This is a genomic window from Shewanella sp. T24-MNA-CIBAN-0130, assembly GCF_040310185.1.
GTDB classification, from domain to species: Bacteria; Pseudomonadota; Gammaproteobacteria; order Enterobacterales; family Shewanellaceae; genus Shewanella; species Shewanella psychromarinicola.
Map to the genome: position 1 here is coordinate 1 of NZ_JBEOPP010000192.1, position 334 is coordinate 334.

The 334-nt window shown below is 40.4% G+C and carries 1 pseudogene; it reads left to right on the top strand.

Annotated features, from left to right (window positions below):
- A pseudogene (locus AAEZ02_RS22035) lies at positions 1–334 on the top strand (DNA gyrase subunit A); the annotation flags it as partial.

Consider the following 334-nt stretch of genomic DNA (forward strand, 5'->3'; position numbering starts at 1 on the left):
GTTAAAGCCATGCTTGATAAAGCAGGCGAAGACAACGTGGCACGCCCAGATTGGTTAGCAAGCGAGCTTGGTATTCGTGATGGTCAGTACTATATTTCTGAGCAACAAGCTCAAGCAATATTAGACTTACGTTTACACAAACTTACTGGTCTTGAACACGAAAAAATTCTTACCGAATATCAATCATTACTTGAGTTGATTGCCGAGTTATTATTCATTTTGGCAAATCCAGAGCGTTTAATGGAAGTTATTCGTGATGAGCTCGTTGAAATTAAAGAGCAATATGGTGATGAGCGCCGCACTGAAATAAATGCTGCAGCACACGATATTAGCC